Here is a 26,678-nt window from a genome sequence, read left to right on the forward strand (position 1 = left end):
GGGACCGGCGTACGGAGAGAGGGGCCGGGCGGGTGTCAGCGGGCGGTGGTGTCGAAGACCTCGTCGCGGGTGGTGGCGAGCGCGCTCTCCAGCGCGCCGGTGAGGACCGGGTGCCGCTCGACCTCGCCGGTCACCAGGCGCGGCCGGGGCGCGGCCAGGTCGGCCAGCTCGGACTGGACGAGGGCCCGCAGCCGGTCGCCGCCGGCGGTCAGCACGGCGCCGGAGAGCACGATGAGCTGCGGGTCGAGGACGGCGACGACGGAGGCGAGGCCGACGGCCAGGCGCTCGGCGTAGCGGTCGAGCAGTTCGGCGTGGCCGGGTTCCTCCGGTTCGGCGGCGGCGCGGGCGACGAGGTCCGCGGCGACCTCGGCGTAGTGCCCGCGGCCGGGGGTGAGGCCCAGTTCGCGGGCGAGCGGGGCGAGCGCCTGGGCGCCGGCCAGCTCCTGGAAGCCGCCGCTGTTGGCGCGGGTGACCTGGCGGACGAGGGTGGCGCCGGGCACCGGCAGGAAGCCGACCTCGCCGGCGCCGCCGGTGCCGCCGCGGTGCAGCCGGCCGCCGATGACGACGGCGGCGCCGAGGCCCTCCTCGTTCCAGAGCAGGACGAAGTCGTCGTGGCCGCGGGCGGCACCGCGGCGCTGCTCGGCGACGGCGGCGAGGTTCACGTCGTTGTCGCAGGCGAGCGGCATGGGCAGGGCGGCGGCCAGCTCCTCCAGCAGCGTCGGGGAGTGCCAGCCGGGCAGGTGGGAGGCGTAGCGCAGGCGGCCGGTGCCGGGGTCGAAGGCGCCGGGGGTGCCGATGACGGCGCGGTGCAGTTCCGCGCGGGTGAGCCCGGCGTCCTTGGCGGCGCCGTCGACGGCGCGGACGACGCGGCGCACGGTCCCCTCCGCGGCGCCGCCGCCGGTGCGCTTGGCGGTGGCCAGCTCGTACGAGCCGACCGTGCGCCCGGTGACGTCGGCGACGGCCGCGCGGATCCGGGCGGCGGTGACGTCGAGCCCGACGACGTGGGCGACGGCGGGGTTGAGGGCGTAGAGCTGGGCGTTGGGTCCCGGGCTGCCCTCGCTGGTGCCGGTGGCGAGGACCAGCCCGGCCGCCTCCAGACGGGCCAGCAACTGCGAGGCGGTCGGCTTGGAGAGGCCGGTGAGCTTGCCGAGCCGGGTGCGCGAGAGCGTGCCGTGCTCCAGCAGCAGCTCCAGCGCGGCGCGGTCGTTCATCGCGCGCAGCGTCCCCGGGCCACCGGCCATGGGCGTCACCTCTCCCCGGTCCGGACGGGTGCCGTACCGCTCGCCGCTCCGAATGGTTAGGAAACTTTCCTATCGGAGTGCGGTGAAAGTAATGCCGCGGAAGAAGCGCGTCAAGAGTACGGGCGAAAAGCGCGCCGGGCCGCCCGCGGCGGCCCGGGGGCCGGGACTACTCCCCGCCGCCACCGCCGCCCGACGGCGCCTGCTGCACCACCGCCACCTGCTCCGCCCGGGGCGGCACGATCGCGCCCGGCGGTACGTCCGACATGACGACCCCGGCCGCGAGCAGCGCCTCCCGGATCCGCCAGCGCAGCTCGCGCTCGACCCCGACGGACTTCCCCGGCATCGTCCTGACCTGCACCTGGATGACGGCCGTGCCCTGCGCGACGGCGGTGAGGCCCAGCACGTCGACCTCGCCCCACAACTGCTCGCTCCACGGCTCGGTGACGCCGAACTCCTCGCCGGCGGCGGCGATCACGTCGCGCACCCGGTCCAGGTCCTCGGCGGCGGCCACCGGCACGTCGACGACGGCCGTCGCCCAGCCCTGGCTGAGGTTGCCGATCCGCTTGACCTCGCCGTTGCGCATGTACCAGATCGCCCCGTTGTCGCCGCGCAGCTTGGTCACGCGCAGCCCGACCTCGACCACCTCGCCGGTGACCTCGCCGACGTCGATGGTGTCCCCGACCCCGTACTGGTCCTCGATGAGCATGAAGACGCCGGAGAGGAAGTCCATCACCAGGTTGCGGGCGCCGAAGCCGAGCGCGACGCCCGCGACGCCGGCGCTGGCCAGCAGCGGCGCCAGGTCGATCTTGAGGGCGGAGAGCACGGTCAGGGCGGCTGTGCCGAGAATCACGAAGGAGGCGCTGCTGCGCAGGATGGAACCGAGCGCTTCGGACCGCTGTCTGCGTCTCTCGTGGTTGACGAGGAGCCCGCCGAGGGCGGTGCCGTCCACGGCGTCCGCGGTGCGCGTCATCCGCGTTATCAGCTTGGTGATCATGCGCTGGACCACGCGCCGCAGCACGTACGCGATCACGACGACGAGCAGGATCCGCAGGCCCACGCCCAGCCAGGAGGCCCAGTTCTCCTGGATCCACCCGGCCGTCTCCTCCGCGCTCTTGCGCGAGTCCTCAAGCGGCGTCGGGGAGGGGCTCTCGGCAGCCGGGCGAGCGGTGGCGAACACGGCGTGGAACCTTCCGTTCAGGGGCGGACGCCCTCACCCTACCCGCCGCTCCGGCCTGCTCCTTTAGCGTCGCTTTACCGTCGCGGGACCGTCCGGCGGCCGCCGTGGGGCCCCTCGGCGGCGACCGTGTTGCGGTCCGGTTACCGCCCGGTGGGAGCAGGCGTAGGGCGGGCCGGATGGGGGGATCAACATCACGGGGACGGCCGCGGAACCTTGCCGGGCGGTTGGCCCGTTTACCTGATCGTGGTGGCGCGGAGGCGGGGGTGCAGGACACACTGTTGACCAGATCGTCCCGGCGCGAGCCACGCGCCGCCGGCGTACAAGGAGGCACCGTGCCGCACGTCCTCGTCCTCAATGCTTCCTACGAGCCGCTCGGCGTCGTGCCACTGCGCCGCGCGCTCGTGCTGGTGCTGAACGGCAAAGCGGTCAGCCTGGAGGAATCGGGTGCCTTCCTGCACAGCGCCACGCGGGTGATAGCGGCGCCAAGCGTCGTGCGCCTGCAGAGGTTCGTACGGGTCCCCGTGAGGGGGCCCGTTCCGCTCACACGCCGGGCGCTCTTCGCCCGCGACGGCGGGCGCTGCGCATACTGCGGCGGGGTGGCCACCAGCGTCGACCATGTGATCCCGCGCAGCCGCGGCGGCCAGCACCGCTGGGACAACGTCGTGGCGGCCTGCCGCCGCTGCAACCACGTGAAGGCCGACCGGGCGATCCACGAGCTGGGCTGGCGGTTGCGCCACCAGCCCGCGCCGCCGTCCGGACTGGCCTGGCGGATCATCGGGACAGGGCACAGGGACCCGCGCTGGCTGCCCTACCTGCAGCCATACGGCGCGGACGAGGCCCTGGCCCGGATCGACGGCATCTCTGCCTAGAACCGGGCCTTTGTTATGACCGCGGCGACCCCCGCCGCGGCCCCGGCACCCCGGCACTCCCCCCGGGGCGCACAAGCCGGTCGGAACAGGAACCGAACGGATGCGCTGCGCGTGAAGAAGGGCAGGATGGGCCCCGACGCCCGCTCGCGCAGCGCGCTACGGTACCGATCCGAACAAGATCCCGGGGATCGCGGTGTGACGGCCTGAGCGGGCCGCCATACTTGCCGACGTGCCCGGGGTGGACTGGACCCGCCCACGCAACCGGGCGAACAGCCAGCGACCCAGGGGGAGGTCACGTGACGTACCCGCCGCCGGCCGGCAGCGCCGCGCCGCCGGAGCATCGGACCGCGCCAGCGTTTCCCGCGCAGGCCGGCCCCGACGGCCCACTCGTACCGCAGCCGGGCTCCCCCGCGGGCGGCTCCGCCGCACCGCCGCCGCCCGCCGTGCCGCCGGGGCGGCGCTCCGCGTTCGCCGAGGGCGTCGACCGGCTGCGCGCCGCCGCCACCACCGAGCCGGGCCGGCTGCGGATCATCGGGGCCGTACTGGCGGCGCTGGTCGTGCTCTTCGGGGCGCTCACCGCCTGGCAGGTGTCCGACCGTGCCGCCGCGGCCGACGACGTCATCAACCGCAGTCAGCCGCTGAGCGCCGACGCCGCCGACATCTACCGCTCGCTGGCCGGCGCCAACACCACGGCGGCCACCGGCTTCCTGGAGGGCGGGCAGGAGCCGCCCAAGGTGCGCGAGCGGTACGACGCGGACATCCAGCAGGCTTCCCGGCTGCTGGTGAAGGCCGCGGCCAACTCCCAGGGCGCCGCGGAGTCACAGAAGCAGATCGAGAAGCTGAACCAGGCGCTGCCGGTCTACACCTCGCTGGTCGAGACCGCCCGCGCCAACAACCGCCAGGGCCTGCCCCTCGGCGGCGCGTACCTGCGCTACGCGGACGAGCAGATGCGCGAGACGCTGCTGCCCGCCGCCGAGCAGCTCTACCTGTCCGAGACCGGCCAGTTGGAGCAGGACTACTCCGACGCCAAGGCGTGGCCGTGGGCCGCGCTGGCCGGCGGACTGCTCGCGCTCGGGGTCCTGTTCTGGGCCCAGCGCCGCCACTACCTCCGTACGAACCGGGTGTTCAACCACGGCCTGCTGGCGGCTTCCGCGGCCACCGTGATCGTGCTGCTCTGGCTGACCGTCGGGCACACCTTCGCCCGCTCCGGTCTCGGCGACTCCGACCGGCACGGCGCCCAGTCGCTGCACGCGCTCAACGAGGCGCGGATCAACACCCTGCGGGCCCGCGCCGACGAGAACCTGACGTACGTCAACCGGGGCTCCGTCACCACCGAGGACGGCCTCGACAAGTACGAGGACAGCTACCTCAAGGGCATGAGCGAGCTGGCCGGCAAGAGCCCCGACGCCGAGGAGGCGCCGGGGCAGAGTCTGCTCGGCCGCGCCCTGGAGCTGGCCGACGACGACCAGGGCCGCGAGCCGGTCGCCGAGGCCGTGGACAACGTACGCGAGTGGCGCAAGCTGCACGGCGAGGCGCAGGCCAAGAACGTCGCGGGCGAGTACGAGGAGGCGAAGGACCTGGTCATCGGCGGCGACGGGGAGAAGTCGACCAGCGAGTTCTTCGACCAGGTCGACGACAGCCTCAAGGAGGCCCTGGATCACGAGCGTCGGGAGTTCAGGTCGGCGGCCGAGGACGGCCGCGGGGCGCTCTCGGGCCTGTGGATCGGCGCCGGGGTGCTCGCCGTGCTCGGCGCGGCCGGCGCGGTGTTCGGCATCGGGCGCAGGCTCTCGGAGTACCGATGACGGCGAAGGGGGAGGCAGCGATGCGGACGGCGAAGGCACCGAGGACGAGGCGGAACCTGCGCGGCTGGGGCGGCGTGGCCGGAACGGCGGCGGCCGTTGCGCTGACGGCCGCGCTGCTGCCCGGACTCACCGGCGGCGACCGGCAGGACGGCCCGGCGGACGACCGCGCCGGCGGCGCGGTCGCGGCGCAGCCGGCGAAGTCGAGCCAGGAGGAGTGCCAGACACCGGAGGCGAGTCTGCGCCCGTCCGGGACCGCCTCCGGTGACGGCGTCGAGCGGATCGTCGACCGCGGCTATCTGATCGCGGGTATCGACCAGAACAGCTACCAGTGGGGCTACCGCAATCCGCTCACCGGCAAGCTGGAGGGCTTCGACATCGACCTGGCGCGGGCCATCGCCGAGGAGATCCTCGGCGACGAGACGAAGGTTGTCTTCCGCTCCATTCCCACCAGCCAGCGCATCCCGGCGCTGCAGGACAAGGACGTGGACGTGGTGGTGCGCACGATGACCATCAACTGCGAACGCATCCAGGACGTGGCGTTCTCCACCGAGTACTTCACCGGGGACCAGGCGGTGCTGGCGCCCGCCGACTCGGAGATCACCGGCTTCGACGAGAGCCTGGACGGCGAGCGCGTCTGCACCGCCGAGGGCTCCACGGGCGAAGACGCCCTGGAGAAGGGGGACTACGGCGCGAAGGTCAAGACCGTGCCGAACCAGCTCGACTGCCTGGTGCGGGTGCAGCTCGGCAAGGCCGACGCGGTCGTCACCGACAACGCGCTGGCGGCGGGACAGGCCGCGCAGGACCCGTCGATGAAGCTGTTCGGCACTCTGGACCAGCCCGAGCCCTACGGCGTGGCGATGAACCTCGACGACGACGATCTGGTGCGCCGGGTCAACAAGCTGCTCGACGACTACCGCAAGGACGGGCGCTGGCAGGACGCCTACGACAAGTGGCTGGCCGACGCCATGCCGGGGATCGAGGGACCGCCGGCGCCCAAGTACAAGAACTGAGCCGGCGCGCGCAGGAGCAGGAACAGCACGACAACAACGGGCAGAGTACGGCAGCACGGAGGGAAACAGATGCCGCTCCCGCCACGGGGTTCGATGGACCGCGAGGAGGTCGATCGTGCGCTCGCGCGGCTGGGAGCCGAGCACGAGGCGATCGAGACCTCGCTGCTCGCGCTCCAGGACCACGCGGGACGCCGGCTGCTGGAGGGCGCCGAGCTGTCCGGTACGACCAAGGAGCGCTGGGCCGCCGCCGAGCAGGCGATCTCGCTGCTCTGGGCGCACTTCGACGCGTACACGAGTGCGCTGGGCTCGGCCCGGGAGATCCGGGCCCGCCGCCGCTCGCCGGGCGCCGCGGAGCTGGCCGAGCTGACGGCGCTGCTGCGGGACCACGGCGTCACCATCGCGCCGGGTGCCGCGGCCCTGCCGCGCACCGTCGCCGGCGGCTATCCGGCGTCGCTGACGGGGCCGGCCCGGCTGTCGGAGTCGCTGAAGCTGGACGAGCTGGTGGAGCGGATGAACCGGTGGTATGCGGAGGTGATCGACGTCGTCGCGGCGGCGGACTCCGTGTGGTCGGCGCTGCCCGCGCGCATCGACCTGCTCGCCGCCGAGCTGCAGCGCACCCGGTCGCTGGCCCACTCCGTCGGGGTACGTTCCGGGGAGCACCCGGCGGGCGACGACCTGGAGCGGATCACCGCGGAACTGGCGTCGCTCCGCGACGAGGTGGTGCGCGACCCGCTGGCGTTCTGGTCCCGGCCCGCGGGGCGCAGCCCCGGCGCGGCGCCCGGCGGCGGCACGCCGGACACCACGCGCTACGACGCGGCGGCGCGCGGCCTCGAAGACGTGCGCCGGGAGATCGACGCCGTGCTGCACGTCCGGCAGGACGCGGAGGAGCGGCTGATCAAGGTGCGCGACGTGCTGTCGCGCGCGGACCGCACGCTGGGCGAGGCGCGGCGGGCGCGCGGCGAGGTGCTGGCGAAGATAGCGGCGTCCGAGGTGCCGGCGGTCAGCGGCCCGCCGACCGCGTTGAACGAGCAGTTGGCCACCGCGGTCGAGTTCCGCAGGCGCGCCCAGTGGCACCGGCTCTCGCCGCTGCTGGAGAGCCTGGAGCAGCGGGCCGAGGAGGAGTTGCTCCGGGCGCGGGAGTCGCTGACGGCGGTGACCGCGCCGCTGGCCGTGCGCGCGGAGCTGCGCGGCCGGCTGGACGCGTACAAGGCGAAGGTGGCCCGGCACGGCTTCGCCGAGGACCGCATCCTGGTGGAGCGGTACGACGCGGCGCGCCGGCTGCTGTGGTCGGCGCCCTGCGATCTGATCGCGGCGGAGCAGGCGGTGCTGCGCTACCAGCGGGCCACGGCGGAGGTGCTGGCGGCGGGACCGGTCGATCGGCCCGGGGGCACGGCGTGAGGCTGGACGGAACGGAGTTGGGGGAGTCATGAGCAACGCGCAGGCATGTCAGCGGCCGGGCTGCGGAGGCACGTACGAGGACGTCGGCGGCGGCGAGCTGTACTGCGACACCTGCGGGCTCGCCCCCGTCGTCTCGCCGGACGGCGTGGTCGGCTCGGCGCCCACCGGGGTGACCGGGCACCGCCGGGGCAGCAGGGGCAGTTCCTCGTCGAGCGGTTCCAGCGCGTCGAGCCGGTCGAGCAGCACGTCGCGGAGTAGTTCGCGGGCGTCGCGCCGGTCGGTGTCCGGGCGGCTGTCGCGCGCGCTGACCGGGGAGTCGACGGGCCGTTCCGTCTCGGTGAAGAGTTCGCGTACGTCCGCGGTGGCCTCCCGCGGCAAGCTGGGCGCGGGCCTGGTCTCGGTGCCGGAGGTGCCGCGGCCCGACCCGCGCACGGCGGTGCTGGCGAACCCCGAGGTGCCCGAGCGCAAGCGGTACTGCAGCCGCAGCGAGTGCGGGGCGCCGGTGGGCCGTTCGCGCGGCGGGCGGCCGGGGCGTACGGAGGGCTTCTGCACCAAGTGCGGGCAGCCGTACTCCTTCGTGCCCAAGCTCCAGGAGGGCGACATCGTCCACGGGCAGTACCAGGTCGCGGGCTGCCTCGCGCACGGCGGCCTGGGCTGGATCTACCTGGCGATCGACCGCGCGGTCGCCGACCGCTGGGTGGTCCTCAAGGGCCTGCTGAACACCGGTGACGAGGACGCCATCGCGGCGGCCGTCTCCGAGCGCAGGTTCCTCGCGGAGATCGAGCACGCGGGCATCGTGCGCATCTACAACTTCGTCGAGCACCTCGACCAGCGCACCGGCAGCCTCGACGGCTACATCGTCATGGAGTACGTCGGCGGCAAGTCGATGAAGGAGATCGCCAACGAGCGGCGCACGCCGGACGGCAAGCGCGACCCGCTGCCGGTCGAGGTGGCGTGCGCGTACGGCATCGAGGCGCTGGAGGCGCTCGGCCACCTGCACAGCCGCAACCTGCTGTACTGCGACTTCAAGGTCGACAACGCCATCCAGCAGGGCGACCAGCTCAAGCTCATCGACATGGGCGCGGTGCGCCGCATGGACGACGACGAATCCGCGATCTTCGGCACGGTGGGCTACCAGGCGCCCGAGGTGGCCGAGGTCGGCCCGTCCATCGCCTCCGACCTGTACACGGTGGCGCGCACGCTGGCCGTGCTGACCTTCGACTTCCAGGGCTACACCAATGTCTTCGTCGACACCCTGCCCGACCCGGACTCGATCGACGTCTTCAACCGGTACGAGTCCTTCTACCGGCTGCTGGTCCGCGCCACCGACCCCGACCCGGCCCGCCGGTTCGCCTCGGCCGCGGAGATGTCCGAGCAACTGACGGGCGTGCTGCGGGAGGTCGTGGCGCTGCAGACGGGCAAGCCGCAGCCGGCGCTCTCCACGCTCTTCGGTGCCGAGCTGCGGGTGGTGGACACCGAGCTGTTCCCGCCGGCGACCGGCGAGACCTCGCAGCTCGGCGCCCGGCCCGTCAGCAAGCGCGAGCGCACGGCGCGGGCCGCGGGCAACGGCGTCCCGGCGCTGCCGCCCGCGCAGGGCGTACCGCCGCAGTTGCCGGGCGGCGGGCCGGGGATGGGCACGCAGGTGGCGCTGCCCGCGCAGATCGCGGACACGCTGCCGCTGGACTCCCCCGCGGCGGCGCTGGCGCTGCCGGTGCCGCGGGTGAGCCCCAGCGACCCCAACGCAGGCTTCCTCGCGGGCCTGATGGCGTCCGCGCCGGCGGAGCTGACCGCGGCGCTGGCCAACGCGCCGACGGACTCCATCGAGCTGCAGTTGCGCCGGGTACGCGCCCATCTGGAGCTGGGCGACCTGGCCGCGACCGGCTCCGCGCTGGCCGAGCTGGGCGAGCAGCACCCCGACGACTGGCGGATCGTCTGGTACCGCGGGCTCCAGGCTCTGGCTACCCGCGACTTCGAGACGGCGGCGCTCTCCTTCGACGCGATCTACGACGCCTTCCCCGGCGAGCCCGCGCCGAAGCTGGCGCTGGGCATCTGCGCCGAGGTGCTGGGCCAGTTGGACAACGCCACCGAGTACTACCGGCTGGTGTGGACGACCGACCCGGCCTACGTCAGCGCCGCGTTCGGGCTCGCCCGGGTGCGGCTCGCCGCCGCCGACAGGTCCGGCGCGGTACGGGCGCTGGAGTCCGTACCGGAGGCGTCGATCCACTACACCGCGGCGCGGGTCGCGGCGATCAGGGCCCGGCTGCGCCAGCGCGCCCCGCAGGAGCCGCTGCTGACCGATCTGCAGGCGGCAGGTACGCAGGTCGAGCGGCTGCAGGACGTGGGCCTGGACGCGGGCCGCAGAGCCCGGCTCGCCACCGAGGTGCTGGGCAGCGCGCTGGACTGGGTGCTCACCGGCCGCACCGGGGCCGGTCAGCACCCGGCCGCACCGGCGGGTCCGCCGCAGCAGCCGCTGCTGGGGTGCACGCTGGACGAGGACGGGCTGCGGCTCGGTCTGGAAAACTCCTTCCGGGTGCTGGCCCGTCTCGCACAGCACGGCCATGAGCGGATCGACATGGTCGAACGGGCCAACCGCTACCGGCCGAAGACCTGGGTATGAGAGGAAAGCCCATGGCGAACACACCTCCCGTATCCCAACTGAACTCGTGCCCCTCGTGCGAGGAGCCGCTGGAGGAGGGTGACCTGTTCTGCGGGGCGTGCGGCGCGGATCTCGCCGCGCCCGCCCCCGCGCCCGCGGCGGCCGCACCGGCGGCCGGCCCCAACGGCGCCGCACCCGCCGCGGCTCCCGCGGGGGCGCCGCCCGCCGGCCAGGTCGCCGCGCCGGACAGCCGGCCTTCCGACGGGCAGCGCACCGGCAGTTACCGCATCGCGGGCCCCGGGACCGCCCCGCAGGGCGGCGGGGACTCCGGCGAGTTCCTGCTCGACACGCCCACGGAGGACCCGGAGCACTACCCCATCGCCGAGCCGGTGGCGCCGCAGGGCGCCGACCCGCGCGCGGCGCTCGGCACCGCCGCCCCGGACGCCCCGGCCGCCGCCGAGACGCCGGCCGCGGGTCAGGTGCCGCCCGGGCGGCGCTGCATCGCGTGCCGTACGGGCACGATCGACGCCGACGGCTACTGCGAGCGCTGCGGCCACGCGCAGCCGCGCGAGCGGGACCACATGGAGCACGAGGTGGAGGGCGTCGCCGCGGTCAGCGACCGGGGCCTGCGCCACCACCGCAACGAGGACTTCTTCGCCATCGCCGGGACCGCCCTGCCCAACGGCGCGCCGGCCACGGTCGCCGTCGTCTGCGACGGCGTGTCCTCGGCCGGCCGGCCGGACGAGGCGTCCGCCGCCGCCAGCGTCGCCGCGGGTGCGTCGCTGCAGGCCACGCTGGGCCGCGGGCTGCACCCGCAGCAGGCGATGCACGAGGCGCTGCTGGCCGCCGCGGGCTCCGTCAACGAGCTGGCCGCGCAGCACTCGCCGCTGAGCCACCAGAACGCGCCGGCCTGCACGATCGTCAGCGCGGTGATCGCCGGCGGCATCCTGACCGTCGGCTGGGTCGGCGACTCGCGCGCGTACTGGGTGCCGGACGACCGGGCCGCGCCGTCGGCCCGGCTGACGGAGGACGACTCGTGGGCCGCGCAGATGGTCGCCGCCGGGCTCATGTCCGAGGCGGACGCGTACGCGGACGAGCGCGCGCACGCGATCACCGGCTGGCTGGGCGCGGACGCGCACGAACTCGACCCGCACACGGCCTCGTTCAAGCCGGACGGGCCCGGCGTGGTGATCGTGTGCACCGACGGGCTCTGGAACTACGCGGAGGCCGCGGCAGAACTGGCCGCCGCCGTACCGCAGGACGCCGCGACCCGGCCGCTGCACGCGGCCCAGGTGCTCGTCGGCCACGCGCTGGACGGGGGCGGCCACGACAACGTAACAGTGGCGGTGCTCCCGTTCCCGGGACCGGCGGGCGGGGCAGGCCCTTCGTGACGGAGGGGGAACGCGAGGGGGTGTGATCCGCCACGGGGGGCGGCGCGCGCGTAACGTTGTCAGCCTCTCTTGCCCGGTGAATTGTCTACATAGATCTAAATACCATCAGTGGGAGGGGACGAGATGGCCAACTTCTCGAAGTCGAACGCGCCGGAGTTCTCGGTCGAGGTCTACCAGAACGAGTACCTGCCCGAGGACGGCCGCGAGGTCAACGCGATCGTCACCGTCGCCTCGACGGGCGGCGGCACGACGGGCGGGATGCCGCTGCCCGCCGCCGATCCGGGGCGGATGCAGTTCGGTTCCGCGGGCCCCGACGCGGGCGTGGTGATCATGGTCGACTGCTCGGGTTCGATGGACTATCCCCCCACCAAGATGCGCAATGCCAGGGACGCCACGGCCGCCGCGATCGAGACGGTACGCGACGGCGTCGCCTTCGCCGTCGTCGCCGGCACCCACGTGGCCCGCGAGGTCTACCCCGGCGGCGGCCGGCTCGCGGTCGCCGACCCCGCGACCCGTACCGAGGCCAAGGAGGCGCTGCGCAAGCTGAGCGCCGGCGGCGGCACGGCGATCGGCACCTGGCTGCGGCTCGCGGACAAGCTGCTGGGCTCCTCCGAGGTGGCGATCCGGCACGGCATCCTGCTCACCGACGGCCGCAACGAGCACGAGTCGCCGGAGGATTTGCGCGCCGCGCTCGACGCCTGCGCCGGCCGGTTCACCTGCGATGCCCGCGGCGTCGGCACGGACTGGGAGGTCAAGGAGGTCACCGGCATCGCCTCCGCGCTGCTCGGCACCGCCGACATCGTCGCCGACCCGGCCGGCCTGGCCGCGGACTTCACGCAGATGATGGAGACCGCGATGGGCAAGGAGGTCGCGGACGTGGCGCTGCGGCTGTGGACGCCGCAGGGCTCGGTCATCAAGTTCGTCAAGCAGGTCGCCCCCACGGTCGAGGAGCTCACCGAGCGGCGTACGGAGGCCGGCCCGCGCGCCGGCGACTACCCCACGGGCTCGTGGGGCGACGAGTCCCGCGACTACCACGTCTGCGTCGAGGTTCCCCCCGCCTCCGTGGGCCAGGAGATGCTCGCCGCCCGCGTCTCGCTCATCCTGCCGCGCCCCGACGGCAGCGCGCAGACCCTCTCCCAGGGGCTGATCCGGGCGGTGTGGACGGACGACATGGCGGCCTCGACCCGTATCAACGCGCAGGTCGCGCACTACACGGGACAGGCGGAACTCGCCCAGGTGATCCAGGCGGGCCTGGAGGACCGCAAGGCCGGCGACATGGACGGCGCCACGGCCAAACTGGGGCGCGCGGTCCAGCTCGCGAGCGCCTCCGGCAACGCGGACACCGCAAAGCTACTGTCGAAGGTGGTGGACGTGGTGGACGCGGCGAGCGGTACTGTGCGTCTGAAGGCCAAGGTCGCGGAGGCCGACGAGATGACACTGGAGACACGGTCGACGAAGACCGTCCGCGTCAAGAAGTGACGAGAGTGAGACAGGGGGATCCACCGAGATGGCGACCTGCCCGAACGGTCACCCGTCAGGAGCCGAGGACTGGTGCGAGGTGTGCGGCATCCGCATGCCGGGCGCCGTCCCGCCACCGGCCGCCCAGGTCCCGCCGCCGGGCCCGGGGGGCTACGGCTACCCCGGTCCCCCCGCCGGCGAGCCCACCCAGGCCGCGGAGCCCTGCCCGTCGTGCGGTACGCCCCGGGAGGGGCAGGCGCAGTTCTGCGAGGAGTGCCGGTACAACTTCGTCACCCAGAGCGCCCAGCCGTACGTGCCGCCGACGATGGCCCAGGGCTTCTCGCAGGGCTTCCATCCGCAGCACCCGCAGGGGCTGACGTACCAGCCCTCGGGACCCTCGCAGGTCCACCGCGGTCCCGAGCCGCTGGGCCCGGACACCGGCGCGGCGCAGGCGCCACCGCCTCCGCCGCCCCCGCCGCCGCCCGGACCCGGGCTCGGCGTGCCGCCGCAGGCGCCGCCGCAGCCGGACCCGCGGATGGGCGGCGACTTCGTGATCACGCCGCCCAGTTCCGCCCAGCCGCCGCCGCAGCACGGGCAGCACGGGCAGCACGGGCAGCACGGGCAGCAGTTCCCCGGCCAGGGGCCGCCGCAGCCGGGGGGCTGGGTGGCGGTCGTCGCGCCGGACCGGGAGTACTTCGCGGCGATGATGTCGCGCAGCGGTCCCGAGGCGCAGGGGCTGAACCTGCCGGCGTACTCGCCCGAGCAGAAGGTGCCGCTGGTCGGGCCGCAGATCGCGATCGGCCGCAAACGGCAGTCGACCGGTGAGGTGCCGGACATCGACCTCGCCAGACCTCCGGAGGATCCGGGTGTCTCGCACAAGCACGCGATGCTCGTGGAGCAGCCGGAGGGCGGCTGGGCGGTGGTCGACCAGAACAGCACCAACGGCACGACCGTCAACGGCGCGGCCGACCCGATCCAGCCCTTCGTCCCGGTGCCGCTGAAAGAGGGCGACCGGGTGCACGTCGGCGCGTGGACGACGATCCGCATCGAGCGGGGCTAGCCGCCCGTTCCGCCCGCAGGACCCGGAAGGCCCGGTGCCGCATCGTTCCGAGCCGGACGGCAGAGGCGATGTCGTACGGACCCCATCCCGTACGCCACCGCCGGACCCCGCACCACCGCGGGAGCCAGCACCACCCGCACCACCGCCGCCTCAAAGGCGAGGCGCCCTCAGCGGCTGACCGGCCGGTCCCCGGCCGCGCCGTGCGGCACCAGATCGAGCTGCACCCGGTGCGTACCCACCCGGGTCGCGGATCCCCCGGCACCCGCACTCCACCACGCCGAGCCGCAGCGACAGCCGCCCCTCCCCCGTACGGTGCAGCTCCACCGCGAACTCCAGGCTCACCCGCTCCACGCGGAACCGCCAGTCGCTCCGCTCCCCTTCGCGCTCCGCCTGCACCAGCTCCCGCCGCACCTCGGCGATCGCCTCCGCCAGCCCCACCAACTCGTCGCTCCGCGCCTCGTGCGCCATCAGCGAGCCCCCTTCACCTCATGACTATCTGTCAGTGAGCCGTTCCAGAGTGTAGAGGGGCAGCCGCCGGGAGCGTTATCGTCAGCCGTCATGGGGGATCGGGCAGCCGCGGGGGGAAACGGCTGGCGGCTGCGGCTGCGCACCGGCGGCAAAGTGCTGGGCGCGGGCATCCTCATCGCCCCCGACCGGGCCCTGACCTCGGCGCACGCCCTCGACGGCACCGACGGCGAACTGACCGTCGACTACGCCGACTACCGCGGCGCCGTCCCGCCCAGCCGCGCACGACTGCGCCCGCGACCCGGTGGCGGTGCTCCGCGAGCTGACCGAGCTGCTGCACGCGGACATCGCCCGCCTGGAGGCCCCACGATGACGGATCCCGGCGTACGGACCGACTGCCCGCACCGGCTGTTCTCCGGCGCCGGCTGCACGGGCGAGCTGCTGCCCGCCGGCGCTGCGCAACAAGCCCGACCGGCCGGAGCCGTCCGCCCTGTTCGTGCCGGTGCGGCGGCTGCTCGACGCCGGCCTCGGCCAACTGCCGCCGCTGCGCCGCTGGCTGGAGCGGCCGGCGCCGCGGCGGAGCGCGCGGCAGGTGTCCGAGCCGCTGGACACCCGGCCGCCGGCGGCGGGCGACGTGGCGGCGGCGCTGCCGGTGCCCAGGCCGCACGCGGAGGACGGCCAGCGCGGCCTGTTCGGGCTCTCGACGACCCATCCGGGCAGGAAGCTGCACCAGCCGCCGGACGAGCCGTCCGCCGAGATCTGCTTCCACAACGTACGGATGCATCTGCAGTCCGTGCCGGCGCCCGGGCTCGCGGAGGCGGCGGCGGAGCTGGCCGAGGCGCGTGGGATCCTGGCGGGCAGCCCGCACAGGACCTGGCAACTGGACTGGTACGAGGGGCTGCTCGACCTGGTGCGGGCGCAGGCCGCCGCGGACGGCGGCGGGGCCCGGGTCCTTCCGGAGGGTGAACAGGGCCCGGGCGACGCGGTGTCACCCGAAGTGGCGGCGCTGAACCGGGCGTACCGCCACTACGAGGCGGTCTACCGGCGGCTGCCCGGCGAGTACGCGCCGAAGCTGGCGCTCGGCTACTGCGCCGAGCGGCTGGCCGCCGCGGCGGCCGACCCGGCCGGGACGGCCGGCGGGCGCACGCCGGAGGAGCTGCGCCGGACAGCCACCGACCACTACCGCACCGTCTGGTACCGCACCGTCTGGTACCGCAACCGCATGCAGGGCAACGGGGCGTTCGGCCTGGCCCGGCTCGCGCTCGCCCGCGGCAGCAGGCAGGAGGCGGTCGACGTGCTGGACAACATGCCGATGGACTCCCCCGACCACGGCGCCGCGTGGATCGCGACCCTGCGGGTCTCGGCGGCGCGACTGGGTGCCGGCGGCCCGTCGCTGCCGCCGCTGGCGGAGATCGGCCGGGCCCGCGCGCGGCTCGCCGGCGCCGCCGACACCGGCAGCGCGGCGCCGCTCCATCTCGCGCAGGAGCACGGGCTGCTGCTGGAGGCGGAGTTCCTGGAGTGGGCGCTGGACCTCGTCACGGGGCCGGACGCGGCGGGCGGCGACGACGGCTTCCCGTACGGCCGGCTCTTCGGGGAGCCGTACCGCCCGCGCGCCGGCGAGCGCCTGCTGCCCCGCGTGCTGCCGTCCCGCCCGGCCGCCGCCCGCGACACCCCCGAGCGGACCATCCGGCTGCTCCTCGCCGCCTGTTACCGGAAGCTGTCCCGGCACTGCCCGGACGACGACCGCGCGAAGCTCATCGAGCTGCACAACGCGGTCCGCCCGCCCACCGTCGTCTGACCCGCCCTCTGGAGGCGCACCCCGATGGACACGCTGCGGTTCGGCGTCACGCTCGCGGACGCGGCGGAGGCGCAGCACCGGCTGCGCGCCGACGTGGCCGCGCACACCGTCGACAGCACCGTGGAGATCACCGCGGAGGCCGCGGGCGGGCCGCTGCCGGGAGCCGCCGGCACCGGCGTCATCGTGGCCGTGGACTTCGCGCCCGAGCGGCTGGCGGAGACCCGTAGGGCGATCGCCGCGGCGATCACGGCGCTGCCGGACGGCATGGCGTTCGCGGTGCTGCACGGCGGCGGCGCGCCGCGGATCAGCTACCCGTACGACGCCGGCGAAGTCTGGGCGTACGCGGACGGCATCAGCCGGAACATCGCGCGCTTCGAGGCGGAGCGGCTGCTGCCCGAAGGCGGCGCGGCGTCCGCGGGCGGCACCGGCGGGTACGCGGCGTGGCTCGACGCCGCCCGCGCGCACGTCGCCCGCGAGCCGCGCCGGATCGCCCACCTGCTCGTGGTCACCGACGGCCGCGGCCACGACGACGGCCGTCTCGACGCCGCGATCGACTCCTGCGCCGAGGTGCTGACGTGCGACGTCATCGTTCCGCAAGGCGCTGGGCGAGGCGGACAACCAGGTGCACCGGTCGTACGTGGACGGCCTGATGGACACCGTGGGTCCCGGCGAGCGCTACAAGCAGCAGAGCGGCGCCGCCCGCCAGGCGCTGTCGCGGCTGTCCGACCGGCAGATCGAGGGCGACGACGGCCGCCGGGTCGTCGAGGTGCTCAACGTCCTGCACGACGCGTACCAGGACGCCGTCAACGAGGCCGCCGCGTACTACCGGGGTGCGGAGAACCGGCCGATGCGGGAGGAGAAGCTGCACGAGGCCGAGACGGTGCTGCGGCGCGAGGTCACGGGCATCCTGCCGCGGCTGGAGGAACTCCAGCACGATCAGCTCGCGAGCATCAAGGACGAGACGGACGTGGCCGCGGCCGAGAAGGCGGGCTGGATCGTCGCCCTGACCGCGCTGTCGCTGCTGGTGCTCGTGCTGCTGCTGGCCTGGCGGCTGCTGTGGCGGAGCTGCGGGCGGCTGTTCAGCGGCTGGCTGGCCGTGGCGCTGGTGCTCGTCGGCGTCCTCGCCGTGCTGCCGCTGGCGGCGTACGACACCCAGCACAAGCTGGACGCGGTGCACACCGCGCTGGTGCGCGTCGACGGCACCGACGAGCAGAACGCCATCGACGACGAGGCCGAGAACGTGCGCGAGAGCATCGCGTCCACCTCGGCGGCCACCCGCGCGCTGCCGTGGCTGGCGGCGGGCTGCGGCCTGGCGGTCGTGTGCGCCGCGGGCGGGCTGCTCTGGCGGCTCTACGACGACTACGGGAGGGACTAGCCGTGCTCCGGACGTCCCGGCTGCGCCGGGTTCTCGTGGCGGGGGCCGCGACGACCGTGCTCGCGGGCTGCGTCGGCGGCCAGCCGCTGGCCGACGAGGCGGTGGACCGCCCGGTCACGGTGCTCGGTCCGTGGACGGGCACGCAGGAGGAGACCTTCGAGAAGCTGCTGAAGAGCCAGGGCTTCGACTACGTCTACCAGGGCACCGCCGCCCAGCGCGAGGTGCTGCTCTCCCAGGCGCAGGCCGGCACCCCGCCGGACATCGTGATCATGCCACCGGCGAGCTGGCGGTGTACGCCGCCGAGGACCGGCTCCAGCCGCTCGACGAGTGGAAGCTGTACGACGAGGACCAATACCACGCCCCGTGGATCCCGCGGGCCACGGGGAAGTCCGGCGAGCGCGTGTACTGGGTGCCGGTCCGCGTGGCCCTGAAGAGCATCGTCTGGTACCGGGCGGCCAACGGCAGGCCGGAGTCCGTCGGGGCCGGGGAGTGGTGCGTGGGCATGGGCGACGACGGCGCCGCCGGCTGGCCCGGCAGCGACTGGTTCGAGGACCTGCTGCTCCAGACCGCCGGGGCGAAGACGTACGCCCGCTGGGCGCGCGGCGAACTGGAGTGGACGGATGAGGCCGTCGTACGGGCCTGGACGGCGTGGGGCACGCTCATGAAGTCGGAGGGCACGGGGCCTGCGCGCTGGGCGCTGCTCAACGACTACCGGGGTGCCGACGACGCGAACGGGCTGCTCTTCGGCGGGCGGGTGGAGACCGACGAGTGGTGCGTGGCCGAGCACCAGGGCTCGTTCGCCCGCGACCTGTACGGGGACGCCGCCGGCCGGGCGGACTACACGCCCTCGACCCCGTATCTGCCGGGCACGACCGTGCCGCGCGGGCGGGAGGTGAGCGGGGACTTCGCGGCCCTCTTCGACGACCGGAAGAAGACGCGGAGGTGTTCCGGTTCCTCGCCTCCGCGGAGGGGCAGCGGGCCTGGGCCAGGACCTCGGACGCGCCGGTCTACAGCGCCAACGCGGAGCGGGGCATGCCGGAATCGGAGAAACCGGTGACGCAGCGGATCGTCCGCGACCTCGAGGACACCGCCCTGCCGCGCTGTCTGGACGCCTCCGACGTGATGCCGCCCGCGGTGCGCGACGCGTTCTACAACGCGGTGCTGCAATACCTGGCCGCGGACGGGCTCGACCCGCTGCCGTGGCTGCGGAACGTCCAGAAGGTGCAGGAGTTCGAGAAGCGGCGGCCGTGGATGACGGGCATCTGCGGCTGACCCGTCGTCCCGTACGCGCCCCGCCTCCCGTCCCCGTACCGGCTGCGAACTGCACAAACGGCACCACGCCTCTCCCCAGGCCGACCCCCCGGCACTAGGGTCTGCCCCATGACCGCCGCCATCGACGTCACCGGCCTGCGCAAGCGCTACGGCGACGTGCGCGCGGTCGACGGCGTGAGCTTCGAGGTCCGCGAGGGCGAGTTCTTCGGGCTGCTGGGGCCGAACGGCGCCGGCAAGACCACCACCCTGGAGATGGTCGAGGGCCTGCGCCGCCCCGACGAGGGCCGGGCGGTGCTGCTCGGCGAGCCGTCCTGGCCGCGCAACCAGGCGCTGCTGCGGCGCATCGGCGTGCAGCTCCAGGCGTCCGCGTTCTTCGAGAAGCTGACCGCCCGCGAGCAGATACGCACCTTCGCCTCCCTCTACGGCATATCCGACGATCGGGCCGACGCGATGCTCGCGGAGGTCGGCCTCACCGAGAAGGCCGGCACCCGCGAGGACAAGCTCTCCGGCGGCCAGGCGCAGCGGCTGTCGATCGCCTGCGCGCTGGTGCACGACCCCGAGCTGGTCTTCCTCGACGAGCCGACCACCGGACTCGACCCGCAGGCCCGGCGCAACCTGTGGGACCTGCTGCGCGGCATCAACGCCGCGGGCCGCACGGTCGTGCTGACCACGCACTACATGGACGAGGCCGAGGTGCTCTGCGACCGCGTCGCAGTGATGGACGCGGGCCGCATCCTGCGCATCGGGAAGCCCGCCGAGCTGGCCGCGGAGCTGGAAGTGGACTCGCTGGAGGACGTCTTCCTGCAGTTGACCGGGCGGGAGTACCGCGAGTGAAGCCGTTCGTCAGCCTGTCGAGGGCCATGGCGCTGGGACTGCTGCGCGACCGGGCCTCCGTGTTCTTCATCCTCGTCTTCCCGCTGATGTTCCTCGCGCTCTTCGGCGTGCTCTTCAAGGACGCCGGGGTCTCGCGAGCCACGGTGGTGCAGGTCGGGGCCGTCGAGGTCTTCGACGAGATGTCGGCGAAGGCGCGGGCCGGCCTCGACGACGTGCTGGAGATCGAGAAGACCGGAGACCGGGCCGAGGCGCTGCAGAAGGTACGCGACGGGGACGCCGACGCCGCCGTGTGGGAGGAGCCCGGCGGCGAGGTGCAGATGCGGGTCTCGGCCGCCGACCCGGTGCAGGCGGGCAGTGTCGGCGGTGTCCTCAGGTCCGTCGTGGACCAGGCCAGCATCGCGGCGACCGGGCAGCCGCCCGCGTACACGCTGACCGGCGGGCAGGTCGAGGACGAGTCGCTCCAGGCGATCCAGTACTTCACTCCCGGGCTACTGGGCTGGGCGGTGGCGATGGGCGGGGTGTTCAGCGCCGCGCTCGGGCTGGTGAGCTGGCGCAAGAAGCGCATCCTGCGGCGGCTGTGGCTGGCGCCGGTGCGCGCGGGACCGGTGATCTCCGCCCGTCTCGGCGTCAACATGCTGCTGGCGTTCGCCCAGACCGCCATCTTCTTGCTGGTGGCCACGGTGCCGTATTACGGGCTGAAGCTGACCGGCGACTGGTGGCTGGTGATCCCGCTGGTGGCCTGCGGCAGCGTGGCGTTCCTGTCGATCGGCTTCGCGATCGGCGCGTGGGCGAAGACCGAGGACGCCGCCAACGGGCTGGCGCAGATCGTCGTGCTCCCCATGGCCTTCTTGTCCGGTTCGTTCTTCCCGCTCGACGAGGCCCCGCCCTGGGTACAGAAGATCTCCGAGGCGCTGCCGCTGAAGCACCTGGTGCAGGCCATGCAGGACGTGCTCACACGCGGTGGGAGCTGGTCGGACGCGCTGCCGACGATGGGGGTGCTGCTGCTGACGGCGGCGGTGTTCACGGCGCTGGCGCACCGGCTGTTCCGCTGGGATGCCTCGTAACGCATTCCCGGAAGGGCTCACCGACATCGACCCGGGACCGGTCCCCAAGACGCTGTGGATACTCGGAAGCGCGAAGCGGCGTGGGCGACCGGCCGGCACCTTTTCCGCGCGGTCCGGCCCCGGCGCTCGTGGTGGCCACCAATGTCAGGGACGGCGCGCAGTACTATCTCAACTTCATCACCGAGGATCACATTACGGGCTCGTACGCCGCGTAGTGCCTGTCGTCGCTGAAACGGCAGCCGATGGGCTGATCGTGCGGCTGTGTTTCAAAAACCGCCGCCCAGGGAGCTATCGATAGAGACAGGAGTGGGCCAGGGGCGGGGGCGGCGCGCCATCCGCGACGCCGATACGTGGCCGACCCGGGCGATGCTCCGTCCCGGGCTACGGTTCCAGCCGCGCGACCCCTCCCGTCTCAAGGGCCACCCACAGGGCGCCGTCGGAACCTACGGTGATGCCGTGCGGCTCGGACGACGGTGACGGCAGAGCGTACTCGGCGATCTCGCCGCCGTCGGTGATGCGGCCGATGCGGTTGGCTCCCCATTCGGTGAACCAGCAGTCCCCGGTGGCCGCCGCGACGATGGCATGAGGTTTGGCCGTGCGGTCGGGGAGCGGGAACTCCTCGATCTCGCCGTCCACCGGAATCCTGCCGATCTGGCCCGCTGCGATCTCGACGAACCACAAGGCGGCGCCGTCGCTGGCGATGCCCACGGGTGCGGCGCCGGGGGTGGGGAGCGGGTGAGTGGCGAAGTCCCCGTCGACGGTGATGCGGCCGATGGCGTTCGCCTGGTTGAGGGTGAACCACAGGGCCCCGTCAGGGCCCGCGGAGATCGCCGAGGGGTAGGCGCCCGTTCGGGGAAGGGCGAACTCGGTGATCTCTCCCTCGCAGGTGATGCGGCCGATACGGTCGGTGTTCATCTCGGTGAACCACATCGCCCCGTCCGGGCCGGCGGCGATGCCGAAGGGTCCGCTGTCGGGCGTCGGTACGGGGAAGGATTCCGTCTCGCCGTCGACCGTGATGCGGCCGATCCGGTGGTCCCGGGACCGGGTGAACCACAGTGCTTCGTCGGGCCCGGGAGTGATGACCGCAGGGCGGCACTCGGACGAGTCCAGGGCGTATTCGTCGAGTTCGCCGTCGAGGGTGAGGCGCGCGATGCGGCCACTGTGCGCGAAGGTCAGCCACAGCGCACCGTCGGGTCCGGTCGCGATGCCGTAGGGACCGGCATCCCGGTCCGCCACGGGGATCTCCCTGACGGCCGGGGCAGCAGAAGGGTGCACGGCAATTTCCTCGCAGACGTCGCGGGCTGAGGAGCGGCACGCCCTCACCGTGTCCGCCGAAGTCCACACCGGAGAGGGCCCCGTCCGCGACGGGGAGTTCGATCTGCGTTCCGGTCACCACCGCACCCTGGCTGCGGGAGGACAGCCGGTGCAACTGCTTTTCCCGGAGAGTCGGGGCGGGTGAGGACGCAGCCGGCCGGGCCCGGGTCCTACGACTTCGGTCCTCGGCCGGGCGGGATGAGACGATGGGAGCGATGACAGAGATTCCAGTGGGGCCGCCGCCGCCCGGGACGTTCTACGAGCAGGTGGGCGGCGAAGAGACGTTCCGCCGCCTCGTGCACCGGTTCTACGAGGGCGTGGCGGAGGATCCGCTGCTGCGCCCGATGTACCCCGAGGAGGATCTCGGGCCCGCGGAGGAGCGGCTGACGCTCTTCCTCATCCAGTACTGGGGCGGCCCGCGCACGTACAGCGAGGCGCGCGGCCATCCGCGGCTGCGCATGCGGCACGCGCCGTTCGCCGTCGACCGCGCCGCGCACGACGCCTGGCTGCGCCACATGCGCGCGGCGGTGGACGAGCTGGAGCTGCCCCCGGCGCAGGAGAAGCAGCTCTGGGACTACCTCGTGTACGCCGCGGCGTCGATGGTCAACACCCCCGGCTGACCGGCGGGTTCCGCTCCGTACCCGCGGATCGGGCCGGTCACGATCCGGTCAAATTCCCCCATCACTCGCTACCGCGTGCGAACGCGCTCTGACAGCATCCACACAATTCGACGGTGGTGTCTGGGGGATGCGTGACGGGGTTCGTTCTGCTGCGGGCACGCGCCCACCGGCTGCTCCTCGCCGCGGCCCTCCTCGCCGTGCTGCTCACCACCGCCGTGCTGGCCACGCTCGCCGCCTTCTCCGGCACGGTCGGCGACGCCGCGCTGCGCCGCACGCTGGCCGGTGACGCGGCGGCCGACGCGGCGCTGACCCTGGAGGTCCCGTATCTGACCGGTGCGGACCGGGAGGCGGCGGGCAAGGCGGTCGAGGACAATGCGCCCGCGGCCTTCGCGGGCCTGCCGGTACGGGTCCAGAGCCTGGACCGCTCCGGACCCTACGAGCTGCCGCGCCGGCTCCAGCCGCCGGCGGCGCGGGCAGGGGAGGACCCGGACCTGACGCATCTGGGGGCGCTGGAGCGATCGGAGGTCGCGCTGACGGCGGGCCGCTGGCCGGGGGCGGCGGCCACGCCACCGGCCGCGGCGGGCGCTTCGGACGCGCGGGACGGCGGCGCCGTGGAGGTCGCCGTGCCGCAGATCGCCGCCGACCGGCTCGGCCTCGCCCCCGGCGACACCCTCGCCCTCGCCGGACGGAGCGACGACGACCCGCCGCTGCCCGTGGAGATCACCGGCGTCTACCGCCCCCGCGACCGCGAGGCCCCGTACTGGCTCGCCGACGAACTCCGCGGCAAGGGCGTCCAGCAGGGCGGCTACACCACCTACGGCCCCCTCCTCACCGACCCCGGGTCCTTCGCCTCCGGCCGGGTGGCGCAGGCCGCCGGGGCGTGGGTGCTGCGCGGCGACTTCGGCGAGATGACCGCGGGCCGCGCGGACGCCCTGCGCGCGTCGGTGAAGAAGGCTTCCGGCGCGCTCGCGGACGAGCCGGTCTTCGACGGCCGCGCCGTGGCCACCACCCGGCTCCCGCAGCTCCTCGACGGCACCGAACGGGCCCTGCTCGTCAGCCGGTCGACGCTGCTGATCGTCGCCCTCCAGCTCGTGCTGCTGGCCGGGTACGCGCTGATGCTCGTCGCCCGGCTGCTGGGCGCGGAGCGCCGCGGCGAGACGGACCTGCTGCGCGCCCGCGGCGGCTCCCGGCAGCGCATCGGCGTGCTCACCGCCGCCGAGTCGCTGCTCCTCGCGCTGCCCGCCGCGATCGCCGCGCCGCTGCTGGCCGGGCCGCTGATCCGGCTGCTCTCCGCGCGGGGCCCTCTGGAGCGGGCCGGGCTCACCCCGGACTCCGCGGCGGGCCGCGGCACCTGGCTGGTCGCCGCGGCCTGTGCGCTGGGCTGCGCAGCGGCGGTCGTCGCGCCGACGCTGCTGCGCGGCGGCGGCGCCGACGGGGTGCTGTCCGCGGGCCGTACGGTACGGGCCAAGCCGCTGCCCGCACCGCTGCGCGCGGGCGCGGACGGGGCGCTGCTGGTGGTGGCGGGCGTGGCCTACTGGCAGTTGGACCGGCAGACCTCCGGCAGCGGCGCGCTGAGCGGCGACCGCTCCGGCACCCTGGGCATCGACCCGGTGCTGGTCGCCGCGCCCGCGCTGGCGCTGCTGGCCGGGACGGTGCTGACGCTGCGCCTCCTGCCGCCCGTCGCCCGGCTCGCGGAGCGCCGCGCGGCGGCGGGGCGCGGGCTGCCCTCGGCGCTCGCGGGCTGGCAGTTGAGCCGCCGCCCGCTGCGCGGCGCGGGTCCCGTGCTGCTGCTGGTGCTGGCGGTGGCGATCGGCATGCTGGCGCTGGCCCAGGGCGCCTCCTGGGACCGCTCGCAGCGCGACCAGGCGGACTTCCACGCAGGCACCGACGTACGGGTCCTGACCAGCCGGCTGCCCGAGCTGGGCCAGGGCGGCATGATGGAGCGCGTCCCGGGGGTGACCGCCGCGGCCCCGGCGGCCCGGTGGGGCATGAGCCTGTCGGGTGGCGGCTCCGCGGAGGTCCTGGCCCTGGACACGGCCCGGGCGGCGGAGGGCCTGCGGCTCCGCCCCGACCTGGCGGACGGCGCGGAGGGCGCGGAACTGCTGCGCAAGCTGGCCCCGGGGGGCCCGGTGGGGAAGCAGGAGTCGGCTCCACCGGGACCGGAGGAGAAGCGGGAGACGGCCGCGGGCGCGGAAGACGCGGGCTCCGGCGCGTACGCCACGGGCGGCACGAGCGCCGCAGACAGCACGGGCGCCACAGGCCGCACGCGGCACCCCGCCGCGGGCGCGGAGCGCCCTGCGGGCGGCCCGCCCCCGGACGCGCGGCGCGCGGCAACCGCGCCCGCAGACACCGCGGCCCACCCCGCCGCACGCGCGGAGCGCGCCGTCGGCGACCCGGACCCGCCCGACCGACCGGCTTCGCCGGACCGGGCGGTCCCGGCCGCGGCCCGCGCCGGAGGCGCGGGCGCCGTTGCCCCCGCTGCCTCCCAAGCCCCCGCGGAGCGGACCCGCGCCGGCGGGCTGGAGCTGCCCGGGCTGCCCGGGGAGGTACGGGTGGTGGCGCGGCTCGACGCGGACGCGACCGCCCGCGGGCGGGCCGCGGTGACCGTGCTCGTCGAGGACCGGTACGGGGCCGCGTACGAGCTGCCCGCCGGCGACCTCCCCGCCGACGGCCGTACGCACACCCTCACCGCCGACGTCGCCGCCGCCGCGGCCGCCCCCGACGGCCGCCCCGCGGGGCCGCTGCGGCTCACGGGGCTCCGGCTCGTACACCCGCAGCCGAGGGACGGCGGGGAGCGCCGGCTGGACGTCGCGCGCATCGAGGTCGCCAAGCCCTTCGGCGAGGAGGACCCGGCCGCCGGCGCCCGGGAGGTGCCCCTCCCCGACGGTTTCAGGTGGCACGCCCGCGCGGTCTCCGAACCCGAGGCGCTGCACGACGAGACCCCCGCGGCGGTCGCCGACCGCCCCCGTGCCACCGGCGACTCCGCGCTCTCCCTGAGCTACGGCACCGGCGACCAGTTCTACGACACCTGGACGGGACCGCCCCTGGTCACCCTCACCGTCACCGCCGCGCGCGGCGCCACCTGGCCGCTCACCGCGCTGGCCACCGACGAGATGCTGAAGTCCACCGGCGCGAAGGTCGGCGACACGATCAGCGTCCCCGTCCCCGGTGGCAGCCTCTCCGCGAAGATCACCGGCTCGGTGCAGGAGCTGCCGACCACGGGACCGGGCTCGCCCGCGGCCGCGGCGGAGCCCTCGCGCGCCCGGTTCGGCGGCGCCCTGCTGATCGACCTGCCCACCGCCAACGGCGCGCTGACCCAGCGCGGCCTGGCCACGCTGCTGCCCTCGGAGTGGTGGCTGACGACGCGGCCGGGCGAGACGGACACCGCCGTCGCCGCCCTGCGCGACCGCGCCGACACCGATCCGGGCAACGTCCTCGTACGCGACGAACTCGCCGGCGAACTCGGCGGCGACCCGCTCGGCGCGGGCCCGCAGGCCGCTCTCGCCGCCACCGCCGCCGCCGCGGCGGTGCTGGCGGCGCTCGGCTTCGCCGTCAGCGCGGCGGCGTCCGTACGGGAACGCACCCGCGAGTTCGCGGTGCTGCGCGCGCTCGGCGCCCCGCAGCGGCAGTTGGCGCGCACGTTCGCCGCCGAGCAGGGCGTGCTCATCACGCTCGCGCTGGCCGCCGGGATGCTGCTCGGCTGGGCGCTGGCCCGCTCCGTCATCCCCCTCATCACCCTCACAGGACGGGCGGCGCAGCCCGTGCCGCCGGTGGTGGTGGAGCTGCCCGCGGGGTCCGTGGCGGGGCTGCTCGCGGCGGTCGCGGCCGTTCCCGTCCTCGTCACCGTGCTCGTCGCGCTGCGCCGCGGCGACCCGGCGACGGCACTGCGCCTGGGAGGCGAGTGACATGCCGCCCGTCCGCGCCGCTGCCTCGC

Annotated in this window: 20 protein-coding genes and 1 pseudogene; 15 read left to right on the plus strand and 6 right to left on the minus strand. The window is 74.6% G+C overall.

All coding sequences use genetic code 11. From position 1 onward, the window contains the following. Positions 1-35: 35 nt before the first annotated feature. On the minus strand, positions 36-1,241 hold the full coding sequence (locus FB457_RS13200) for an ROK family transcriptional regulator (RefSeq protein ID WP_145781948.1): 1,206 nt from the start codon (positions 1,239-1,241) through the stop codon (positions 36-38). 166 nt (positions 1,242-1,407) lie between these two features. Then, on the minus strand, positions 1,408-2,418 hold the full coding sequence (locus tag FB457_RS13205) for a mechanosensitive ion channel family protein (protein ID WP_047015829.1): 1,011 nt from the start codon (positions 2,416-2,418) through the stop codon (positions 1,408-1,410). A 332-nt stretch (positions 2,419-2,750) separates the two neighbouring features. Between FB457_RS13205 and FB457_RS13210 the strand changes: the two genes are divergently transcribed. The 4 genes from FB457_RS13210 (at position 2,751) to FB457_RS13225 (ending at position 7,497) form a co-directional block, all read left to right on the plus strand. Next, positions 2,751-3,287 (plus strand): HNH endonuclease, encoded by a 537-nt coding sequence (locus tag FB457_RS13210; RefSeq protein WP_047015830.1) that lies wholly within the window; start codon positions 2,751-2,753, stop codon positions 3,285-3,287. Positions 3,288-3,583: 296 nt separating this feature from the next. Continuing rightward, positions 3,584-5,089 carry a hypothetical protein gene (locus FB457_RS13215; protein ID WP_047015831.1) on the plus strand — a complete coding sequence of 502 codons (1,506 nt, stop codon included), beginning with the start codon at positions 3,584-3,586 and terminating at the stop codon, positions 5,087-5,089. Between the two features lie 20 nt (positions 5,090-5,109). Continuing rightward, a complete protein-coding gene (locus FB457_RS13220) occupies positions 5,110-6,099 on the plus strand; it encodes a glutamate ABC transporter substrate-binding protein (protein WP_486589017.1) in 990 nt (329 codons plus the stop codon). 93 nt (positions 6,100-6,192) lie between these two features. Continuing rightward, the gene (locus tag FB457_RS13225) at positions 6,193-7,497 is read left to right on the plus strand and encodes a hypothetical protein (RefSeq protein WP_047015833.1); all 1,305 of its coding nucleotides are present in this window, start codon (positions 6,193-6,195) and stop codon (positions 7,495-7,497) included. A gap of 48 nt (positions 7,498-7,545) precedes the next feature. Here the strand turns inward: FB457_RS13225 and FB457_RS36115 are convergent, their stop codons facing one another. After that, a complete protein-coding gene (locus FB457_RS36115) occupies positions 7,546-7,875 on the minus strand; it encodes a hypothetical protein (protein WP_047015834.1) in 330 nt (109 codons plus the stop codon). Between FB457_RS36115 and FB457_RS13230 the strand changes: the two genes are divergently transcribed. From FB457_RS13230 to FB457_RS13245, 4 genes are all read left to right on the plus strand, one after another. Further along, on the plus strand, positions 7,859-10,114 hold the full coding sequence (locus FB457_RS13230; protein WP_486589018.1) for a serine/threonine-protein kinase: 2,256 nt from the start codon (positions 7,859-7,861) through the stop codon (positions 10,112-10,114). The two genes, FB457_RS36115 and FB457_RS13230, sit on opposite strands and share 17 nt — an antisense overlap. Before the next feature lie 11 nt (positions 10,115-10,125). Beyond that, on the plus strand, positions 10,126-11,484 hold the full coding sequence (locus FB457_RS13235; RefSeq protein WP_047015836.1) for a protein phosphatase 2C domain-containing protein: 1,359 nt from the start codon (positions 10,126-10,128) through the stop codon (positions 11,482-11,484). A gap of 123 nt (positions 11,485-11,607) precedes the next feature. Then, positions 11,608-12,963 (plus strand): vWA domain-containing protein, encoded by a 1,356-nt coding sequence (locus tag FB457_RS13240; RefSeq protein ID WP_047015837.1) that lies wholly within the window; start codon positions 11,608-11,610, stop codon positions 12,961-12,963. A 28-nt stretch (positions 12,964-12,991) separates the two neighbouring features. Beyond that, on the plus strand, positions 12,992-14,002 hold the full coding sequence (locus FB457_RS13245; RefSeq protein WP_186461976.1) for an FHA domain-containing protein: 1,011 nt from the start codon (positions 12,992-12,994) through the stop codon (positions 14,000-14,002). A 150-nt stretch (positions 14,003-14,152) separates the two neighbouring features. On the opposite strand, the gene FB457_RS13250 is transcribed toward FB457_RS13245, so the two are convergent. Then, positions 14,153-14,470, minus strand: a complete 318-nt coding sequence (locus FB457_RS13250) for a trypco2 family protein (RefSeq protein WP_486589019.1) — start codon at positions 14,468-14,470, stop codon at positions 14,153-14,155. A 493-nt stretch (positions 14,471-14,963) separates the two neighbouring features. On the opposite strand from FB457_RS13250, the gene FB457_RS13260 reads away from it, so the two are divergent. Further along, positions 14,964-16,265 (plus strand): tetratricopeptide repeat protein, encoded by a 1,302-nt coding sequence (locus FB457_RS13260; RefSeq protein WP_486589020.1) that lies wholly within the window; start codon positions 14,964-14,966, stop codon positions 16,263-16,265. Between the two features lie 308 nt (positions 16,266-16,573). Here the strand turns inward: FB457_RS13260 and FB457_RS35215 are convergent, their stop codons facing one another. Next, on the minus strand, positions 16,574-16,852 hold the full coding sequence (locus FB457_RS35215) for a hypothetical protein (protein WP_186461977.1): 279 nt from the start codon (positions 16,850-16,852) through the stop codon (positions 16,574-16,576). A 62-nt stretch (positions 16,853-16,914) separates the two neighbouring features. Between FB457_RS35215 and FB457_RS13270 the strand changes: the two genes are divergently transcribed. The 4 genes and pseudogenes from FB457_RS13270 to FB457_RS13285 all read left to right on the plus strand — a co-directional run bounded on the left by FB457_RS13270 (position 16,915) and on the right by FB457_RS13285 (position 20,810). Continuing rightward, positions 16,915-17,640: a hypothetical protein gene (locus tag FB457_RS13270; protein ID WP_253911208.1), complete on the plus strand. Its 726-nt coding sequence runs from the start codon at positions 16,915-16,917 to the stop codon at positions 17,638-17,640. A 2-nt stretch (positions 17,641-17,642) separates the two neighbouring features. Beyond that, positions 17,643-18,912, plus strand: a pseudogene (locus FB457_RS13275) (ABC transporter substrate-binding protein). Positions 18,913-19,020: 108 nt separating this feature from the next. Beyond that, the gene (locus FB457_RS13280) at positions 19,021-19,746 is read left to right on the plus strand and encodes an ABC transporter ATP-binding protein (protein WP_047015841.1); all 726 of its coding nucleotides are present in this window, start codon (positions 19,021-19,023) and stop codon (positions 19,744-19,746) included. After that, entirely contained in the window at positions 19,743-20,810 is a 1,068-nt protein-coding gene (locus FB457_RS13285; protein ID WP_145781950.1) for an ABC transporter permease, read from the plus strand. The genes FB457_RS13280 and FB457_RS13285 overlap by 4 nt, the downstream gene beginning before the upstream one ends. A gap of 381 nt (positions 20,811-21,191) precedes the next feature. On the opposite strand, the gene FB457_RS13290 is transcribed toward FB457_RS13285, so the two are convergent. Further along, the gene (locus FB457_RS13290; RefSeq protein WP_145781951.1) at positions 21,192-22,085 is read right to left on the minus strand and encodes a virginiamycin B lyase family protein; all 894 of its coding nucleotides are present in this window, start codon (positions 22,083-22,085) and stop codon (positions 21,192-21,194) included. A 254-nt stretch (positions 22,086-22,339) separates the two neighbouring features. Between FB457_RS13290 and FB457_RS13300 the strand changes: the two genes are divergently transcribed. Beyond that, positions 22,340-22,744, plus strand: a complete 405-nt coding sequence (locus FB457_RS13300) for a globin (protein WP_047015844.1) — start codon at positions 22,340-22,342, stop codon at positions 22,742-22,744. Between the two features lie 131 nt (positions 22,745-22,875). Further along, positions 22,876-26,649, plus strand: coding sequence for an FtsX-like permease family protein (locus FB457_RS13305; protein WP_486589021.1), 3,774 nt, complete (start codon positions 22,876-22,878; stop codon positions 26,647-26,649). Positions 26,650-26,678: the final 29 nt, after the last annotated feature.

It is taken from the genome of Streptomyces sp. CNZ287, from assembly GCF_007827615.1.

What these genes read in the sequence shown, in the direction of transcription:
- FB457_RS13225 (WP_047015833.1), top strand. Translation starts at nt 6,193, where the DNA reads ATGGACCGCGAGGAGGTCGATCGTGCGCTCGCGCGGCTGGGAGCCGAG.
- FB457_RS13270 (WP_253911208.1), top strand. Translation starts at nt 16,915, where the DNA reads ATGGACACCGTGGGTCCCGGCGAGCGCTACAAGCAGCAGAGCGGCGCC.
- FB457_RS13250 (WP_486589019.1), bottom strand. Translation starts at nt 14,470, where the DNA reads ATGGCGCACGAGGCGCGGAGCGACGAGTTGGTGGGGCTGGCGGAGGCG.
- FB457_RS35215 (WP_186461977.1), bottom strand. Translation starts at nt 16,852, where the DNA reads ATGACGTCGCACGTCAGCACCTCGGCGCAGGAGTCGATCGCGGCGTCG.
- FB457_RS13240 (WP_047015837.1), top strand. Translation starts at nt 11,608, where the DNA reads ATGGCCAACTTCTCGAAGTCGAACGCGCCGGAGTTCTCGGTCGAGGTC.
- FB457_RS13245 (WP_186461976.1), top strand. Translation starts at nt 12,992, where the DNA reads ATGGCGACCTGCCCGAACGGTCACCCGTCAGGAGCCGAGGACTGGTGC.
- FB457_RS13300 (WP_047015844.1), top strand. Translation starts at nt 22,340, where the DNA reads ATGACAGAGATTCCAGTGGGGCCGCCGCCGCCCGGGACGTTCTACGAG.
- FB457_RS13280 (WP_047015841.1), top strand. Translation starts at nt 19,021, where the DNA reads ATGACCGCCGCCATCGACGTCACCGGCCTGCGCAAGCGCTACGGCGAC.
- FB457_RS13235 (WP_047015836.1), top strand. Translation starts at nt 10,126, where the DNA reads ATGGCGAACACACCTCCCGTATCCCAACTGAACTCGTGCCCCTCGTGC.
- FB457_RS13200 (WP_145781948.1), bottom strand. Translation starts at nt 1,241, where the DNA reads ATGGCCGGTGGCCCGGGGACGCTGCGCGCGATGAACGACCGCGCCGCG.
- FB457_RS13220 (WP_486589017.1), top strand. Translation starts at nt 5,110, where the DNA reads ATGCGGACGGCGAAGGCACCGAGGACGAGGCGGAACCTGCGCGGCTGG.